At 56.2% G+C, this 17642-nt stretch carries 16 protein-coding genes and 1 riboswitch; of the genes, 5 read left to right on the plus strand and 11 right to left on the minus strand.

Translation table 11 applies throughout. From position 1 onward, the window contains the following. Window positions 1-13 precede the first annotated feature (13 nt). Entirely contained in the window at window positions 14-1342 is a 1329-nt protein-coding gene (gene clcA, locus HFD87_RS06830) for a H(+)/Cl(-) exchange transporter ClcA (RefSeq protein WP_061902398.1), read from the minus strand. Window positions 1343-1496: 154 nt separating this feature from the next. Beyond that, window positions 1497-1805 carry a YicS family protein gene (locus tag HFD87_RS06835; protein WP_167423137.1) on the minus strand — a complete coding sequence of 103 codons (309 nt, stop codon included), beginning with the start codon at window positions 1803-1805 and terminating at the stop codon, window positions 1497-1499. A 165-nt stretch (window positions 1806-1970) separates the two neighbouring features. Here HFD87_RS06835 and HFD87_RS06840 point away from each other — a divergent pair, with 165 nt between their 5' ends. Together HFD87_RS06840 and HFD87_RS06845 are read left to right on the plus strand one after the other, a co-directional pair. Beyond that, window positions 1971-3197: an FAD-dependent oxidoreductase gene (locus tag HFD87_RS06840; protein WP_167423138.1), complete on the plus strand. Its 1227-nt coding sequence runs from the start codon at window positions 1971-1973 to the stop codon at window positions 3195-3197. A gap of 152 nt (window positions 3198-3349) precedes the next feature. Next, window positions 3350-5116 carry an EAL domain-containing protein gene (locus tag HFD87_RS06845; protein ID WP_050679293.1) on the plus strand — a complete coding sequence of 589 codons (1767 nt, stop codon included), beginning with the start codon at window positions 3350-3352 and terminating at the stop codon, window positions 5114-5116. Window positions 5117-5158: 42 nt separating this feature from the next. On the opposite strand, the gene HFD87_RS06850 is transcribed toward HFD87_RS06845, so the two are convergent. The 6 genes from HFD87_RS06850 to ascF all read right to left on the minus strand — a co-directional run bounded on the left by HFD87_RS06850 (window position 5159) and on the right by ascF (window position 11525). Continuing rightward, window positions 5159-6094: an ABC transporter substrate-binding protein gene (locus HFD87_RS06850; RefSeq protein ID WP_167423139.1), complete on the minus strand. Its 936-nt coding sequence runs from the start codon at window positions 6092-6094 to the stop codon at window positions 5159-5161. A gap of 23 nt (window positions 6095-6117) precedes the next feature. Further along, window positions 6118-6879, minus strand: a complete 762-nt coding sequence (locus HFD87_RS06855; RefSeq protein WP_010246973.1) for an ABC transporter permease — start codon at window positions 6877-6879, stop codon at window positions 6118-6120. Then, window positions 6876-7616 carry an ABC transporter ATP-binding protein gene (locus tag HFD87_RS06860; protein WP_158149830.1) on the minus strand — a complete coding sequence of 247 codons (741 nt, stop codon included), beginning with the start codon at window positions 7614-7616 and terminating at the stop codon, window positions 6876-6878. Before HFD87_RS06860 ends, HFD87_RS06855 begins: the two co-directional genes overlap by 4 nt. After that, on the minus strand, window positions 7613-8314 hold the full coding sequence (locus tag HFD87_RS06865; RefSeq protein WP_167423140.1) for a TenA family protein: 702 nt from the start codon (window positions 8312-8314) through the stop codon (window positions 7613-7615). Before HFD87_RS06865 ends, HFD87_RS06860 begins: the two co-directional genes overlap by 4 nt. A 68-nt stretch (window positions 8315-8382) precedes the next feature. Next, window positions 8383-8485: riboswitch (TPP riboswitch) on the minus strand. Between the two features lie 106 nt (window positions 8486-8591). After that, window positions 8592-10022 (minus strand): 6-phospho-beta-glucosidase, encoded by a 1431-nt coding sequence (locus HFD87_RS06870; RefSeq protein ID WP_163641272.1) that lies wholly within the window; start codon window positions 10020-10022, stop codon window positions 8592-8594. A 36-nt stretch (window positions 10023-10058) separates the two neighbouring features. After that, on the minus strand, window positions 10059-11525 hold the full coding sequence (gene ascF, locus HFD87_RS06875) for a PTS cellobiose/arbutin/salicin transporter subunit IIBC (protein WP_052271342.1): 1467 nt from the start codon (window positions 11523-11525) through the stop codon (window positions 10059-10061). A gap of 256 nt (window positions 11526-11781) precedes the next feature. Here ascF and HFD87_RS06880 point away from each other — a divergent pair, with 256 nt between their 5' ends. Continuing rightward, on the plus strand, window positions 11782-12801 hold the full coding sequence (locus tag HFD87_RS06880) for a LacI family DNA-binding transcriptional regulator (RefSeq protein ID WP_167423141.1): 1020 nt from the start codon (window positions 11782-11784) through the stop codon (window positions 12799-12801). Here the strand turns inward: HFD87_RS06880 and HFD87_RS06885 are convergent. Next, window positions 12798-13547 carry a DNA-binding transcriptional regulator YciT gene (locus HFD87_RS06885; protein WP_159226844.1) on the minus strand — a complete coding sequence of 250 codons (750 nt, stop codon included), beginning with the start codon at window positions 13545-13547 and terminating at the stop codon, window positions 12798-12800. The two genes, HFD87_RS06880 and HFD87_RS06885, sit on opposite strands and share 4 nt — an antisense overlap. Window positions 13548-13622: 75 nt before the next feature. Then, window positions 13623-14885, minus strand: coding sequence for a DUF1479 domain-containing protein (locus HFD87_RS06890; RefSeq protein ID WP_010670439.1), 1263 nt, complete (start codon window positions 14883-14885; stop codon window positions 13623-13625). Window positions 14886-15140: 255 nt separating this feature from the next. On the opposite strand from HFD87_RS06890, the gene HFD87_RS06895 reads away from it, so the two are divergent. After that, a complete protein-coding gene (locus HFD87_RS06895; protein ID WP_167423258.1) occupies window positions 15141-15962 on the plus strand; it encodes a Cof-type HAD-IIB family hydrolase in 822 nt (273 codons plus the stop codon). 29 nt (window positions 15963-15991) lie between these two features. Here HFD87_RS06895 and HFD87_RS06900 read toward each other — a convergent pair whose 3' ends face one another. Then, window positions 15992-16384: a helix-turn-helix domain-containing protein gene (locus HFD87_RS06900; RefSeq protein WP_010246990.1), complete on the minus strand. Its 393-nt coding sequence runs from the start codon at window positions 16382-16384 to the stop codon at window positions 15992-15994. 113 nt (window positions 16385-16497) lie between these two features. Here HFD87_RS06900 and HFD87_RS06905 point away from each other — a divergent pair, with 113 nt between their 5' ends. Continuing rightward, window positions 16498-17547 (plus strand): NAD(P)-dependent alcohol dehydrogenase, encoded by a 1050-nt coding sequence (locus HFD87_RS06905; protein WP_167423142.1) that lies wholly within the window; start codon window positions 16498-16500, stop codon window positions 17545-17547. Window positions 17548-17642 lie beyond the last annotated feature (95 nt).

The following is a 17642-nucleotide window of genomic DNA, read 5'->3' on the forward strand; positions in this document are numbered from 1 at the left end:
CGGTCACCCGCCCCTACGGGCGGGTAGCTTCTGCCTGACGCGCCAGCGTGCGGGCGAGGATTGATGAGTAGAGTGGTTTCCCTCCCAGAAACTGCGCCAGTAGCGTAGCGCCCAGACAGGTAATAATCATCGGCAATATCAGCTGATAGTTATCGGTCATCTCCAGCACCAGTACGATACCGGTCAGCGGTGCCCTTACCGACGCCGCAAACAGTGCTCCCATCCCCGCGATAGCAAATGTGCCCGCTTCCAGATGATAAAACGGGAACAGGTCCGACATGACCACCCCAAAGGCTGTACCGAGCAGCGTACCCAGCGCCAGCATCGGCGCAAAAATACCGCCCGGCGCACCTGAGCCAAAACAGAGCAGGGTGGTCACCAGCCTGACCAGAAAGATGATCAGCAGCAGGGTGAACGGGAAGACGCCATGGACCGCCTGTGGGATCAGTTCTGAACCGCCGCCTGCGCCAGGTGCAAACAGCAGAGCCAGAATACCGCAACTGCCGCCCAGCAATGCACCGGCCAGCACCACGCGCGCCGTTTTACCGGCATAAAAGCGCGCAAAAAGGTCCTGCGTGATAAATATCAGGCGGTTAAACAGGACGCCGACCATACCGATAATCATCCCGAGCACCAGATAGAGCCACAGCGTCTGCACGGGCGCATCAGCCAGCTTGCCGACGGAGATCACCGCCTGTTCGCCGTTGAAACAGCGGAACACGATGCTGGCCATAATCACACCGGTAAACACGGCTTTAATTGAAATCAGGTTATAGCGGAATTGCGGACGCATCTCCTCGATGATAAACAGGATGCCCGCCAGCGGCGCATTAAACGCTGCCGCCAGACCGGCCGCCGCGCCGGTTGCCAGCAGCGTATGGCGTGCCTCATTGCTGCGCATCCCCAGAATATCAATGACCATGCGGCCAATGTTCCCGCCCAGCTGCACTGTCGGGCCTTCCCGGCCCAGCACCATACCGGCACCCAGCGTGCCCATGCCGCCAAAGAACTTCACCGGAATCACCCGCCACCAGCGCACAGGCCTCAGCTCTTCCAGCGCCCCTTCAATTTCAGGGATACCGGAGCCACCCGCTTCGGGAGCAAAGCGCCTGACGAGAAAATATCCCACCATCGCCAGCAGAGCCGAGATGGCAAAGGCGGCGGCGTAGAGCATCCAGCCCTGAAACTGCGATGGTATAAGCGTGTCAGCACGCCACTGCTGTATTGTTTCAACGGCCCGGGCAAACGCCACGCCCGCCAGGCCAACCAGCGTACCGACCAGCGCGGCACAGAACAGCATCGCCAGCGGCGTTTTATCACGATAGAGCAGGGCGCGAAACATCCGACTGCGCGCCGCGATGGAGCGGGGAACATAAACCGGCTGCGGTGATTCTTCATTCATTGAGAGACATTCTTGTTCAACCAGACCAGCGCCCCAGTTTACTGAGTGATAAGGTGAAAACAAACGTCAGGATCAATTTCATCGGGGTAAAGGGTTAATTCGTCTGTGGTGGACAAACCACTTGCGCCATGCGTTCGCGGTAGGCTGGATCATCCTGGTTTTTCAGCGCCTGAGCCGCCGCAGTCAGCGTGACCTGATTCTGCTTCTGGTTCTGCTTATCGTTAAGAAACGTCTGACGCAGTTTTTCATCGGAGATGGCTGGTGATAACTGGCACTTCTGGCGCAAATCGTCAGTTATTTGCTGCTTGTTCAGGGCAAACTTCAGCGTGTCGTAGGGTGCGGCTGCCACAATCAGCGGGCTTAACAGCGGCAGAATAAACAGCGTGTTGCGGATCACGTTCATGATGGTCTCCTGACTGCTGAGGACAGGATCGGGTCTTCGGCAGTTTTCAGTTGATATTAATCGCATTGAGTGATTAGCCTGAGCACAATATCCCCGACCGACTGCGGCAACGTCGCCACGGTCGACGCAATAATCATAGCAATACTGGCGTGACAGGGAGCTGACATGCAGCCACATTCCACTGAAATTCTCACCGCTGACTGTTGTATCGTCGGCGGTGGCCCGGCCGGATTAATGCTGGGTTATCTGTTCGCCCGCGCAGGCCTGCGCGTGGTGGTGATCGAAAAGCACGCCGATTTTCTCCACGATTTTCGCGGTGACACCATCCATCCCTCGACGCTGGAAATTATGCACCAGCTCGGTCTGCTGGAATCTTTCCTGACGCTGCCGCATCAGCGTGCTGAAAAGCTGGAGGCGGAAATCGGCGGACAGAGTATTACGATGGCCGATTTCTCACGGCTGCCGGTTCAGTGCCGTTTTATCGCCTTTATGCCGCAGTGGGATTTCCTGAACTATATGGCTGAACAGAGCGCCCGGTATTCGGGCTTCAGCCTGCTGCAGTCGACCTCTTTTGAGTCGCTGAATGTTGAAAATGGCAAGGTCAGTGGTGTGATCGCTTCCCGCGGGAATCAGCAACTGCACATCCGCTGTAAACTGGTGGTCGGTGCAGATGGCCGCCATTCACGTGTACGCGAAGCGGCGGGACTGACCGGACAGGAATTCGGCGCAGCACGCGATGTCATCTGGTTCCGCTTAAGTAAACAGCCGCAGGATCCCGATCTGGGTATGGGGCATAAAGGGCCACGCCAGAACTTTATTGTTATCGATCGCGGCGACTACTGGCAGTGCGGACTGACTATTCCGAAAGGGGAGTTTGAAGCGAAACAGGCCGCCGGACTCGACGCATTTAAAGCGGAAGTTGCCGCACTGTCGCCGTTCGGGCCTGCGCGCATGGCGGAAATCAAGAGCTGGGAGGCGTTCAAACTGTTGACGATACGTATTGACCGCCTGGATAAGTGGGCGAAGCCCGGGCTTCTCTGCATTGGTGATGCGGCGCATGCCATGTCGCCGATTGGTGGGGTTGGCGTAAATCTGGCGATTCAGGATGCGGTAGCGACGGCGAATCTTTTGACCGATCCTCTGAAGCGAGGAGAACTGCAGCTGCGCGACCTGGAAAAAGTGCAGAAGCGCCGTCAGTTCCCTACCGTCGCCACACAGTTTTTGCAGATCAAAATGAGCCGCAGCAAAGCAAAAAGAAAACCTACGGGAAGCAGCAAGGTTCCCGTGATTATCCAGCGCCTGCCGTTTCTGCGTTTTGTACTGGGACGCCTGATCGGTCTGGGCTTCAGGACGGAGTCGCCGCAGGTTGCGCACATGAAAGAAGAGCGTTAAATGATTTCGACAGCGATCAGATATCATGCGACACTGTTTCACTGTGAAAGTACTGTCAGATTGAGCCGCTATTTATCTGATAATTGGGCGCTAATTGAGCATTTCTGAGCTAAATTATTTTCGATTTTTGCGCCTGCATAGGAGAGGTTTCAGTGCATAACGAGCAAAATGGCAGCGACGTAAAACGTCTGAGTGCGATCAAGGCACTTTTGTCCCCGGATGAAGCCCGGGATAAGGTGCTGGAAAGATTCGTTAATCTCGCCAGCCAGGTGCTGGGTATTTCTGGCAGCTTCATTTCAATTATTGACGATCATAACCAATATATTAAAGCGTCCCGCAACTTCGATCTTAAGCAATCGACCCGTGATGAATCTCTTTGCCGCCACGTCATTGATGGTGAGGGACATCTGGTGGTGTATGACACCTTACTGGATGAGCGCTTTGTCACGCACCCATTTGTGAAAGGCGATCCGCATATTCGTTTCTACGCCGGTGTCTCGCTGCAGAACCTCGACGGCGCGGTGCTGGGCACGCTCTGCGTCACCGACACCCAGCCACATCCCTTTAGTGATGAGAAACTCGCTACGCTGCGCTCACTGGCTACGCTGGTCACCTCATTTCTGGATGCCTGGAACAATGCGGGTTTTGCCGACGTCATTACGCACCTGCCGAATCGCCCACGTCTGATTCGTGATATTCAGCAACTGACCCTTGTCGCACCACAGAGCCGCTTTCGCCTGATTCTTATCGACTGCCTCGACATCATTCGCGCCTATGAGCTTTCCCGTGCGGTGGGCATTGCGCCGATGGAGAAACTGCTAAAGCAGATGGCGCAGGATGTCGCTCACCGGCTCAATCTTCCGGAGAATGAAACGCTCTATACTTTCGCTCCAGGCCGTTTTGCCATTGTTCAGCCCTACTCGGGTCGTTATACCGCACATAACATGATCGACCTGTTTAAGGGCATGAAGGCCGATCTGGCGGAAAATATCACGCTCGACCTGGATGTCTTTACCGGTGAAACAGAGTTTGTACCGGGCCAGATGGATGCCAATGAAACGGTGCGTCAGGCCGTGAGCGCGCTGCATGAGGCGGTGGATGAGAACATCAGTGCAATGTGTTTTGAAGAGAGTTACGACTCGCGGCGCACCGATGACTTTATGATCATGAACGATCTGGCTCAGGCGCTGAATAAAGACGAAGAGCTTTACCTGGCCTGGCAGCCTAAAGTCTGTCTCAAAAGCGGTAAAACGGTCGGGCTGGAGGCGCTGATCCGCTGGAATCATCCTGAGCGGGGCGAGCTTTTCCCTTCAGAATTCATTCCGTTAGCGGGTAAAACCAATCTGATCTCCGATCTGACCAACTGGGTTATCGATCACACCATTGAGCAGCTTGCGCGCTGGGATCGCGAATACGATCTGATTCCGGTTTCGATCAACGTCAGCGAACGCGACTTCGCAAAGCCTGATTTTGCCGATCGGCTGGTGGCAAAATTAGCGGCGGCTCAGTTACCCAATTCTATTCTGGGCATTGAGTGCCTGGAGAATGAACTGATCACCAAAACCAATGTGGCGATCAGCGGGCTGGAAGCGCTGAAATCACACGGCTTTGTGATCTCGCTGGATGATTTCGGCACTGGCTACAGCAACATCAGCTATCTGCAGGATATCCCGCTGGATGTGATCAAGATCGACCGATCCCTGATCTCGCGTATGGGTGAAGATGATGCATCAAAAATCATCGTCAGATGCATTATTCAGATGCTGAAAGAGCTGAACTACACCGTGCTGGCCGAGGGCGTTGAGACGGAAGCCACCCTGACGTTGCTGAAAACTTACGGTTGCGATCAAATCCAGGGCTACTTCTTTTCAAAACCGCTGCCAGCCAGCGATATTGAACACTGGCTTTATCAGAAGTGATGCCAGGCAAATGGCCCGCAGCGATCGTTGCGGGCTCTCTTATTACTCACTGCCGGTGGCGTAGCGCTCAACCGGCGTGATGCTTTTAATCAGCTTGTTATCAAACAGAAATTGCTCGTAAGCCTGATAGCGTGCGCGATCCAGTTTTGCCGGATCGGCGGCAAACAGCGGCAGGGTGGCACGCCATGCCTGATGATTCAGCGGTGTGTTCAGCTCCGGATGCGCGCGGGCAAAGGCCTGCCAGCTCTCCTCCGGGTGCGCCTGCAACTGCGCATTACTCTTCTTCAGTGCCCGCAAAAACTTTTTGATTTTCTCCGAGTGTGCCTCATCACGGTTGGCGACGATGATCAGTTCGTCATAGGCCGGAACACCATAATCCTCGACGTTGAAGACTACCGGTTTTTTACCGTGCTGTTTCATCTCCAGCGCTTCGATATTGCGATAGCCGCCGATAACCGCATCCACCTGCCCGGTCATCAGGGCGCTGGTGAGCTGGAAATTGACGTTAACCAGCTTAACCTGATCGGCTTTAACGCCATCATGGTTCAGCATGGTCGCCAGCGTCGCCTGTTCAATGCCGCTGACGGAATAGCCGATGCGTTTCCCTTTTAAATCGGCTGGTTTTTTTACCGTTTCGTCTAACGTCATCAGCGTATTCAGCGGACTGTTAATCAACGTCCCCACCCGCATCAAGGGCAATCCCTGATCGGCGAAGAAATGCAGCTGCGGCTGATAGGTAATCGCTAAGTCCGCCTGCTTTGCTGCCACCAGACGCGGCGGCAGCGCCGGATCAGAAGGCGGCACAATGTTAACCTCCAGCCCTTCTGCCGCAAACGCGCCGGTCTGCTGGGCCACCATAATGGGTGCGTGATCGGGGTTGATATACCAGTCGAGCACCAGTGTCAGTTTCTCCATCGCCTGAGCCTGTGTGGCTAAGGTGGCGCTGAACAGCAGGGTAAACAGAGGCATTTTTGTCATGGGTTTTCTCATTGGTTTAGTCATTAATGTGTCTCGGGTGCCCAGGTAATCAGGCGGCGCAGCAGGATGTCGAGGGTCAGCCACAGGGCCAGCGTCATCAGCACCAGAATAAACAAAGCGGCGAAACAGAGGTCGCTCTGCATCCGGGCGTTGGCATTCAGCATCACGTAGCCCAGCCCCTCGGCCGAGCCGACCCATTCACCGATGATTGCGCCTATTGGCGCGACGGCTGCCGCCATCCGCAATCCTGAGCCCAGGGCTGGCAGCGCGGCTAACAGCCGGACATGGCGCAGTTGCGCTGCAGGTGATGCGCCCAGCGTGCGAGCCAGATCGAGATAGCCGGGCGTGACGCGACGCAGACCATCAAAAAAGGCGGAGGTCACCGGGAAGAAGATCACCAGGACGGCCATCGCGACCTTTGCGCCCATGCCGAAACCAAACCAGAGCACCAGCAGCGGCGCCAGGGCAAAAACCGGAATCGCCTGGCTGGTGATCACCAGCGGCATCATCCAGCGCTGCAGCCACGGCGAAAAGGTCATGCCCAGCGCCAGCACACTCCCCAGCAGCACGCCGAGGGCCATGCCGCTGACGATCTCGGTCAGGGTAATCAAAGTGTGATGGCCGAGATAACCTGCGTTTTGCCACAGTGCGATGGCGACCGCAGCGGGTGAGGGCAGCAGAAAGGCCGGAACCGAAGTCAGTGTGGCGAGCCACCACAGCGCAATCAGTCCGGCAAACAGCATCACTCCACGGTGAAGACCGGCAAAACCTTTGTGTAATCTCATCCCGCTATCCTGCTCAGCTGCTTCAGCAATGCGGCCTGACTCTGCAATACCTGTATGTCGTCTGCAGCCCGCGGTGGCTGATCCGGCAGGGGCGGGCAGGTTTCAATTCCCGCAGAACCGATCACCAGCATGTGGTGACTGAGCCGACAGGCTTCAGCGGCGTCATGGGTAATCAGCAGCACGGTGTGTCCGACCAGCACTTCTGCGGCCAGCGTCTGAATCTGAGCGCGGGTGAGGGCATCCAGTGCGGAGAAGGGCTCATCCATCAGCACAACGGGCTGGCGGGTGTAAAGGGTGCGGGCCAGCGCGGCGCGCTGACGCATCCCGCCGGAAAGTGTCGCGGGTCGCGCGTTCGCAGAGTGGCTCAGACCTACCCGCATCAGCAGATGCTGCGCCCAGTCGCGATCGGCCCTTTCACCTTTCAGGCGACTGGCGAGACAGACATTTTGTTCAACCGTCAGCCACGGATAGAGCAGATCCTGTTGCCCCATCCAGGCGATGCGTCCGGTCAGTGGCAGGCCGTCGCTGCCGCTGACCTGCCCGGCGGTGGGTGGCGTCAGACCAGCAATGACCCGCATCAGGCTGCTTTTTCCGACGCCGCTGGCACCCAGTAAAGCGGTAAAAGCACCGCCCGCGATCTCCAGATCAAGCTGGCTGAAGAGTGGCTGCTGGCCATAATTCAGGCTGAGCTGGCGAATTGAAATGCCTGGCGGCACCGGACTGCACGGCAGGTTCATGAGCTGATCCGCTGGGCGGCAGCATGGTTGAGACCCATCTGCCAGAAGGCGGCTTCCAGCCGGGTCGCGGTGGTGAAGATCTCCGCCAGCGGGTTAAACCGGTGTTCACCGGCGCGCTGCCGGGCCAGGGTTTCAAACAGTGAAAGTGAGGAGCGAACGCCAGCCAGATAGGCTTCGTCGCCGTAATTTTCTATCCATGCCGCGTAAGGATTCCCCTCAAAGCGGGTTGCGGGATCATGCAGTAGTGTCAGGCCAATTTCAGCGTAACCGGCAACGCACGGCATCAGCGCGGTCAGCAGCTCCAGCGCATCCCCGGTGTGACCCACGTCCAGCACGTAGCGGGTGTAGTTGAGCGTTTCCACGGCTTCGGGTTCACTCGCCATCGCCGCCTCGCTGATGCCCCATTGCTGGCAGTAAGCCTGGTGAAGTGGCAGTTCGCTGACGATGGCGTTAAGCGATGCCGTTGCGCTGCGTAAGGCTTCTGGCTCGGAAAGTTTGCTGATCAGCAAGCCCCAGGCACGGGCGAAGTGCAGCAGAAACAGATAATCCTGGGTGAGATAGTGGCGGAAGGCGGCGGGTGGCAGGTTGCCCTGACCGAGTTGCCGCACAAAATCGTGCCCGATATAGGCGTGCCATTGACTGCCCGCATGCAGGCGCAGACGACCATAAAAGCCGGTGTCGAAAAGCGGATGTGACATAGGATCTCCAGTAACAGGGAGATCCGGGCATACGGTCTGGAACAGGGAATGTTGCAGGAGATGACGCAGAAAATCTGCCGACCCGTCCCTTCGCTGGCATGACCCAGATCAGGTTCAAAGGGTTCGGCTTACGCCATCTCAGCCCATTACAGGACACCCCTCGGAGACATTGGTTATACGATAATTACTGCCGGAGTACAACGGCAGAAATAAGCGTTCTGTTCCGGCGTTGCTGTCGCGCCAGTAACAGCATGACGATAGATTTTAAGTGACGTTGTCACTCAAGATCCGCGCCATTACTGGCGATGACTTTTTTGTACCACCAGAAGGATTTCTTCCGCGTGCGCGCCAGCGTGCCGTTACCCAGGTCGTCGCGGTCAACATAGACAAATCCGTAGCGCTTGCTCATTTCACCCGTTGAGGCGGCAACCAGATCGATACAGCCCCAGCTGGTGTAACCCATCACTGGCACGCCATCCTCAATTGCGTCGCCCATGGCGCGGATATGTTCGCGCAGATAGCTGATGCGGTAATCATCGTTGATCTCGCCATTTGATTCGATCTCATCGCGCGCGCCCAGGCCATTCTCCACCAGAAACAGCGGCTTCTGATAGCGGTCATACATCATATTCATCGTGATGCGTAAGCCGAGCGGATCGATACCCCAGCCCCACTCACTGCGCGGTACATGGGGATTGGTCAGGGATTTCACCACATTGGCGGCGCTGCTGTTCTGCTCGTTCATCTCGGCCGAGGCGCAACGTGAGGCGTAGTAGCTGAACGAGACAAAATCGACGCTGTTTTTCAGAATGTCGTCATCGCCGTCAGCGATCTCAAGCGTCACCCCTTTTTCACGGAATACGCGGGCGGCGTACGCCGGATAGGCCCCACGCGCCTGCACGTCAATAAAGAACAGGTTTTCCCGATCCTTTTCCAGCGCAGCCCAGACATCTTCCGGCTTGCTCGACCAGGGATAGAAGTTGCCGCCTGCCAGCATGCAGCCGACCTGGTTCATCGGATTCACTTCATGCGCGATGCGCGTCACCAGCGCGCTGGCGACCAGTTCATGATGGGCCGCCTGATACTTTACCTGATCCTTGTTCTCACCGGGTTCGAACACCAGACCGGCGCCGGAAAAGGGGCTGTGCAGCAGGATATTAATCTCATTGAAGGTCAGCCAGTATTTCACCAGGCCATCAAACGCCTCAAAGCAGCTGCGGGCATAGCGGGCAAAAAAGTCGACCATTTTGCGATTGCGCCACGAGCCATATTCAGTCACCAGATGCATCGGCACATCAAAGTGACAGAGCGTGACCAGCGGTTCGATATTATATTTCCGGCACTCCTCAAAGACCGCGCGGTAAAAGGCGATGCCTTGCGGATTGGGCGTCAGTTCATCGCCATTGGGATAGAGACGGCTCCACGCAATCGACGTGCGGAACACGCTGAACCCCATCTCCGCCATCAGCGCAATGTCTTCCGGATAGCGGTGATAAAAATCGATGGCTTCATGGCTGGGATAAAATTCATCGTCACGCAGGGTAAAACGCTTTTCCAGACCGAGTTTGACCGGCATACGGTGCGGGCCATGTGGAATCATGTCGACGGTGGTTAAGCCCTTTCCGCCTTCACGAAAGCCGCCTTCACTCTGGTTGGCGGCCAGTGCGCCGCCCCATAAAAATCCTTGCGGAAACCTTGAATCAGACATGCAATCCTCTTTTCCGGGTCAGCGTGACCCTTTCCTTTAGTGGCTATTAATCGCGTTAGCGCGTTCGGTAACGGGCGCAGGTTGCGTTGCGCTTTCGGGTGCGGTTTTGGTTTCGGGTTCGGTTTCAGGAATATCTTCAAAACCTAACAGCAGCGTCAGCACAAATGACAGCACCACAGACAACACCATGACCGCACCGACCCAGACAATACTCATGGGATTGGTGGGATCGAAGAACTGTACGCTGGTAAACAGGCCAGGAGAGGCCATGGAGTGGCTGGCCAGCCCGCCAATGCCTGCTACCGCGCCGCAGATAAAACCACTGATCAGACAGGCGATCAGCGGTCGTTTTAAGCGGACCGCAACGCCATAGAGCGCCGGTTCTGAAATGCCGGCAATAATCGCTGATGCCGCCGCTGCCAGCGCGGTCTGGCGCAGTTCACGGTTTTTGGTCCGGAACGCCACCGCCAGCGACGATCCTCCCAGCGAAAGGTTGGCGCCAATCTCTGACGGCATCACCATGCCCTCTTTGCCGGTTTCGGCAATGGTCTGGATGATGGTGGGGGTGAACACCCGATGCATTCCGGTCATCACCAGTAGCGGCCAGATTGCGCCCATAATCGCGACGGAAAGCCAGCCAAGATAGCCATGCACGGTGTAGACCAGCGCGGAGATACCGCTGCCGATCCAGATGCCAATCGGACCGATCAGCACAATCGCGATGGGTGCCGCAATCAGCACAATCAGCATCGGTTTCAGGAAGTTTTTAGTGACGGCAGGGGTAATACGATCCACGCCGCGCTCGATGTGCGACAGGATCCAGGTCATCACCAGCGCCGGGATTACGGTGTAGGTATATTTCACCGCGGTCACTGGAATGTAAGCAAATTCCACCGCCTGACCCTGTGCCGCTTTCGCCATCAGTTCAACAAAGTTGGGATGAACCAGTACACCGGCAATGGCGATCGCCAGCGACATGTTCGTTTTGAATTTCAGCGCCGCAGAGGCGGCCACCATGATCGGCAGGAAGAAGAATGCGCCATCGCCAATCACGTTGAGGATGACCAGCGTTGATGAGCCTTTCTCAAACACGCCCGCCATATCCAGGATCATCGCCAGCAGCTTAACCATTGACCCGCCAATAATGGCCGGAATCAGCGGCGACATGGTGCCCACCAGCGCATCAAGAATCCCTGCACCGATGCCTCGCAGCGTGATTTTACGTTTTACGGGTGCAGTCGATGTCGCTGCGGGCGATCCCAGCTCCAGCACCGCCTGATAAGCCTGTGAAACGTTGTTACCAATGATCACCTGGCACTGAGTGTCGTTGTGCACCACGCCCATAACGCCATTGATCGCCTTGAGCCGGGGATAGTCGACCTGAGCTTCATCTTTCAACACAAACCGCAGGCGGGTCATGCAGTGGGTTACGGCTTCGATATTGGTGAGGCCGCCTAGCGCATCAACGATGGCGCGTGACACCTCGGCATAATTTCTGGGCATGATCGCTCTTCTCTGTAGGGTAAATCGGTCAAAGTTTTTATGTTTTTGCGCCTGCGGGCAGGCAAATAGGAAACCGGTTTCACAAAATCATGAAGTGCTTTCATGGCGCCGACAAGCACCAAAATCATCCAGATCTCTTTTTTGTGAACTCCATCACCTGATGCTGCCAGGTAACCTCATACTAAGGCGGGGTAAATATTTCCAAGATTGAGAGGCTTAGGTAGACTGCAGGACGACGCAGCAAAGGAGCATCACCATGGCAACGATTCAGGAAGTGGCAAACAGGGCGGGCGTCTCTAAAGCGACAGTGTCACGTGTGCTCTCGGGCAATGGCTATGTCGGGCAGGAAAAGCGCGAAAAAGTACTGAAGGCGATTGCCGAAACCGGATACCGGCCCAATCTGCTGGCGCGCAACCTGGCGACAAAAACGTCTCAGACCATTGGACTGGTGATCACCAATACGCTCTACAGCGGCAGCTACTTCACTGAACTAATGGCACACTCCGCGCGCATACTGGAGCAGCAGGGCCGCCAGCTGATTCTGGCGGACGGCAAACACACCGCTGAGCAGGAAGAGGCGGCGATTCAGTTTCTGCTCGATCTGCGCTGTGACGGCATCATTATCTATCCGCGCTTCCTGAGCATTGACGCGCTGGATGCGATTATCTCCCGGCACAAACAGCCGATACTGGTGATCAACCGGCGGCTGCGCGTCAACCATAGCTACTGCATTTACAGCGATCAGCACGCCAGCAGCGCCACGGCGGTGAGCCATCTGCTGAATCAGGGGCATCGCGAGATCGCGTTTATCACCGGTTCACTCGATTCGCCGACCGGCGTCGAGCGACTTTCCGGCTATCACGCTGCGCTGGCCGCACAGGGCATTGAAGCCGATTCCCGGCGAATCGTGACCGGTAAATGGACGGCGCAGAGCGGTATGGCGGCCGTGGACCAGCTGCTGGAACGCAGGGTGACATTCAGCGCGCTGGTGGCGAGTAATGATGAGATGGCGATTGGTGCCATCAAACGTCTGACTGAATGCAACATCGCGGTACCCGGGCAGGTTTCGGTGATTGGCTTCGATGATATTCCGCTGGCGCCCTTCATCACGCCGTCGTTATCCAGCATGAAATTGCCGGTCACCGAGATGATCGATGAGACGATTAACCGCCTGCTGACCATGCTGGATGGCGGAGACTGGCATACTCAGGCACCTTTCACGGCTAGTCTGATGCTGCGGGACTCCGTTACTAAAGGCCCCGGCCGTTCTGCTTAACCTGCGGCGATCTGTATCACCTCTATCGCCTGTTCCCTGAGCTGCGCTACCGTCGCCGCATCCAGCGTCTCATCGGTAATCACGTGCCCGACCTGAAAACCGGATGAAAGCGGATAGGGGTGAATCTGACCAAACTTGGAGGCGTCGGTCAGGGCATAGCTCTCAGCGCCTTTCGCCAGCACGGCATCCACCACATCACAGCGCAGCATGTTGCGGCCGGTAAAACCGGTCTCCGGATGCCAGCCATCCACGCCAACAAATGCCCGGTGAAAATGAACCTGCTGGATGGAATACCGCGTCAGCGGGCCGACTACTGACTCACTGCTTTTCTGCAGCAGGCCACCGAGCACAATCACCTCACAGGTGGCTTCCCGAAGAAGCTGGGCAATATAGTGACTGACGGTAATCAGCGTAAGATCGGCGCGGTCAGCCAGCGCACGCGCCAGCAGCGCATTGGTGCTGCCGCCTTCGATGAAGACCGATTCACCCGCCTGAACCAGGCTGGCCGCATGTCGTGCCAGCGCCTGCTTGATGGGATAGCGGGTATTCATGCGGGTGCCGACGTTATCGCTGTCCAGCGCCAGCGCGGAACCGTGAACCCGCCGCAGCAACCGGTCGCGTTCCAGCAGCGTGAGATCCTGCCGCACCGTCACTTCAGAAACCCCGGTAAGCTGCGCCAGTTCGCTGACCGTTACGCTGCCCCGGCTATTAACCAGTTGAATAATCTGATGATGTCGCGGGTTCATAATTGCGTTTCGCAGAAAAAAGAAGCTCCAGTGTAACAGGGATATCCCGCGCTGGTGTACAACGCGGGATTGGGATCAGGACAAATCCAGCGACCGGCGTCCGTTAAGATTGAGATCCTGCAGCGTAAAACGCTGGCCCCACTCTGTTTCATAATCTTCCGGCGGAAAATCTCCCGGCGAACGTCCCTGCTCCAGTGCCTGTGCAACCCGCCGGGCATAGGCGCGGTTTTTGTCACACATTGGCGCAGCGGGGATATACATCACATTGCCCCAGCCCTGCTGATCTTCAACCGGTGCAACGGCGTGGATCACATCACAGTGCCACCATACCGAATCGCCCGCCTCTAAGGCCGGTATCGAACAGAGTCCTGCAATCAGGTGCGGATGCCACTGTTCATTAACGGGCAACACCCGGCCCGGCGCGACGCCGCACAGTTCATCTTCAGGTACGTCTGAAAGCAGCGGGCGCAGCAGAACATAGGCCATCGCCTGCGGCACCGGCACCACGTGCAGCAGGCCCTGACCGGGGATCATATCGGAGAGTGCGGTCCAGCCCTGAAAGGTCCGGAACACGGAACATTTGGTGGTACCCGGCAGATCATACTCATCCACTTCGGTGCGGTGAGCTGCATCCCAGGGGTCGTAAGCGGCAAAATCACCGTGAAACAGCTTACTGAAAACCTGCTGATACGCGGGGAGTAACCAGCGTTCCAGCGCGCCGGAATCGGTATGGGCGCCTAATCCCTTCGAGGTGGTGCCCGGCAAGCGGCGACGGATGCGATCGGGATAGATAACGCTGACATCCGGGTCAAACCACTGCCTGCCCTGCGATTCAGACTTCCATAACCGGTTCAGAAAAGATTGCGCGTCAGCCATTGCCGCGCTCTGCCGCGCCTGCATTTGCGCCTGTGACCAGTAAATCGGATAGATTTCGGGGCGGGAGGCGGCCAGCGATCCAAAAAAGTCATCTCCGGGGCCGCGATAGTGTTCGTCAAACCGGTTGTGATCCAGATAGTCGAGCATCGACTTATCCCATGCCAGTGCCTGCTCACGCGCGAAGTGCTGCTTAATTACCACACAGCCGCGACGTTTAATCAGCGCCCGGGTTTCATCCGAAACCTTTCCCGCTGCAATGTCCTGCATGGGCACTACCGGCCAGGCACTGCCCGTGCGCTTTTCATCTGCTTTTGCTTCAGCAATCGCAGCAGTGATGTTGTCGCAAACCTGACGGAAAAGGGCATCAACATCACCAATCTGTTGACGTAACTGCTGTTTCATCTCGCGAATAGCGGTTTTGACGTCGTCAGGTAAAGGGGTTGATCGGGAATCTTCACGCATCTCGTGCTCCTGAATATCTGGGGGTTGAGTTACGAATGTAATTAAAATAACCTTCATTCGTAATATTCGACTGAGGTTAACATCCTTTTAACGAAAATAAACGTGCGTGATAACACAACTCCGGAACCGGAACGCTCTGAAAGCCGTTAGCAAAGTCACTATTTGCATTCTCATTAATCCACACAGCGAGTAAGCTTTATGAATCAAATCAATCAGCCGAAAGGACAGAACGGCGAACGTATAGGGGCAGGCGAGATGGCGGTTAAGATGATTGCGGTGGATATGGACGGCACCTTTCTGGACGACAATAAGCAGTACAACGTTCAGCGGTTTTCACGTCAGTATGCGCTGCTGAAGCAGAAGGGCATCCGTTTTGTGGTGGCCAGTGGTAATCAGTATTACCAGCTGCAGCGCTATTTTCCCGACATCAAAGATGAGATCGCTTTCGTGGCGGAAAATGGCGCATGGGTTTCTGACTGTAATGAAGAGATCTTCTGCGGAGAGTTAGCTCAGGAGAAAGTGCATAAGATCCTCGATATCCTGGCGCATGAACCTGACATCGCGGTCGTGGTCTGTGGACGCAACGGCGCCTATATGCATTCATCCACCTCTGATGAGGTGATGGCAATGCTTGCAAACCACTATCACCGGGTGGAAAAACGCGATGACCTCTATGCCATCGACGACACCATTTTCAAATTCTCGCTGAAGCTGGAGCACGAAGGGGTGGATGCACTGCTGCAAAGACTGCATTCCCGTCTGGGCGAGCTGGAAAACATCATGCATCCGGTATCCAGCGGTTTTGGCTTTATTGATCTCATTATTCCCGGCTGCCATAAGGCACACGGCATTGCGCTGCTGCAGGAAAAGTGGGGCATCAGCGATTGCGAAGTGCTGGCGATTGGTGACAGCGCCAATGATATTGAGATGCTGCGTCAGGCCTGCTTCAGTTTCTCAATGGCCAATGCCGCTGATTCGGTCGCTGCCGTGGCGCGCTATCAGACTCAGAGCAACAATGATGAAGGCGCGCTGAATGTCATTTCCCGCGTGCTGGCGCGCGAATTCCCGTTCGATTAAGCCTGCACTGCGTGAGAACTGGCGGCCTTCTATCCGCCACTCTCCTGATGGCTGCGCGCGTGATGTTCCATTTCATCCAGCGCAGCCTGATTCTCCAGTCCCCACTGATACATCTGCTCTATTGGCTGTGCGAAGGTATGCCCCAACGGCGTGAGGCTGTATTCCACTTTTGGTGGCACCACCTGCCAGACCTGACGCGACACCAGTCCGCGCTGCTCCAGCTCACGCAGCGTCTGAATCAGCATCTTCTTCGAAATACCCTGCAGGCTGCGCTCCAGTTCACCCGTGCGTGCCCGATTTTCCGGCCAGTGATAGAGCGCATGCAGCACCATCGTGCTCCACTTCACCGAAAAGAGTTCCAGCAGGCGGCGTGGCGGTGAATCCGCATAAAAGCAAAGTTTTCCTTCAACCCAGACCGGCATAGTGACTTCCCAGATAGTATGGTAACCAAAAGGTAACTACTACCAAATGGGGTTCCGTGTGTCTATAGTGGGCCGCTTTCTTTACGACCACCAGGTGAAAAGAGGCAAAACAGATGAAAATTAACGCACTGATAGCGTCCCAGGCAGATCAGCCGCTGCGGGCAGGCCAGGTAGAGTTACGCGAGCTGCAGGCTGACGATGTGAAAATCGAAATTCTTTACTGCGGTGTTTGTCACTCCGATCTGCATATGGCCCGTAATGAATGGGGAGTCAGCCGCTATCCGCTGGTTCCCGGTCACGAAATTGTCGGACGCGTAGTGGCAGTGGGCGGCAACGTCACTAAATTTGCCGCCGGGGATACGGTTGGCGTTGGCGTGATGGTCGACTCGTGCGGTGAATGCTATTTCTGTCAGCAGCAGGAAGAGCAATATTGTGAGGCGGGTTTCACGCCGACCTACAACGGCACGGATAAATACACCGGCAATACGACATTTGGGGGCTATGCGCAGCATGTCATCGCCGACCAGCATTTTGTGGTCACGGTGCCCGACAATCTGGCGCTGAATGCGGTGGCACCGCTGCTGTGCGCTGGCGTGACCGTCTGGTCACCGTTGCAGCATTTTAAAGTCAAAGCAGGCGATCGTGTGGGTGTGGTCGGGCTCGGGGGACTGGGTCATATGGCGGTTAAACTGGCCAGCGCACTGGGCGCAGAAGTCACCCTGTTTACGACTTCTCCGGCGAAAGGGGAAGATGCACGCCGGCTCGGCGCTAAGAACGTGGTGATCTCACGAGACGCCGCACAAATGGCTGACTGCCAGGCGTCACTGGATATCATTCTGGACTGTGTCGCTGCACCACACGACCTCGATCCTTATCTCAGTGCGCTGAAAACCAATGGCCAGCTGGTGCTGGTGGGCATACCCGATCAACCTCATCCATCACCGAATGTGACACCGATGGTGTTTCGTCGCCTGAGCATCACTGGCACCTCAATTGGCAGCATCCAGGAGACGCAGCAGATGCTCGACTTCTGTGGTCAGCACAACATCACGGCTGATGTTGAGATGATCACCGGTGAAGAGGTCGAAACTGCCTTTGAACGTATGCTGACCAGCGATGTGAAATATCGTTTTGTCATTGATATGCAGAAAACCCACTGGTGATGAATACGGCCCGCTGTGAAAGCGGGCCGTCTGACTTTTACACGGGCTGAACCCAAAGGATTAAGCCCTGCCTATAGTTACAACATACTTAAATG

The sequence above is a fragment of the Pantoea sp. EKM21T genome (assembly GCF_011800405.1).
GTDB classification, from domain to species: Bacteria; Pseudomonadota; Gammaproteobacteria; order Enterobacterales; family Enterobacteriaceae; genus Pantoea; species Pantoea agglomerans.